Here is a 510-nt window from a genome sequence, read left to right as displayed (position 1 = left end):
AGTACAAAACACCGTCCAGAATTTCGTAAACGATCCCGGTACCCACCGCGATCAGCACAATGTCCCCACCGGCCCGGCGCCACTCATAACCCGGATACACCGGCAGACGGCTCAGCGCCCGCCCGTCCAGCCGCTCGCCATAGTAACCGTGCGGCAACGGTCGGCCGCGTTCCAGATGGATGCCCGGCGGTGGCGGAGCGCCACGTACGAAGTAGCCGTGGTTGTCGCGAATGGTCTGCCGCACCGGGCCGAAGTCGTGTGGCGGGCCACCACGGTGATCGTTCTGCGGACCACGGTGATCGTCACCACGGTTATCGTAGTGGCCCGGTTGCGGGCCGCCGTGGTCATGATCATCGCGTGGATCGGCGCTGGCCAGCAGCGGCGTCGCGCTGAGCATCAGCACGCCCAGCCCGGCAATCAGACGTTTCGGCATTTTCATCGGGTCTTTCCTCACGGCACCAACAGCAAAAAAGGGATTCAGAACGTGGTTCTGAATCCCTCGGTCTTGCT

1 protein-coding gene is annotated in these 510 nt (G+C 63.3%); it reads right to left on the bottom strand.

The genetic code is table 11. From position 1 onward, the window contains the following. The coding region (locus F6X68_RS33075; RefSeq protein ID WP_047297491.1) for an anti-virulence regulator CigR family protein at nucleotides 1-439 on the bottom strand (439 nt) is incomplete at its 3' end. Nucleotides 440-510: the final 71 nt, after the last annotated feature.

Origin of the sequence: Micromonospora sp. AMSO12t (genome assembly GCF_008806585.1) — a bacterium.
GTDB classification, from domain to species: Bacteria; Actinomycetota; Actinomycetes; order Mycobacteriales; family Micromonosporaceae; genus Micromonospora; species Micromonospora reichwaldensis.
The sequence above is the reverse complement of the archived record's forward strand: the minus strand, read 5'-3'. Positions and strand labels throughout refer to the sequence as shown.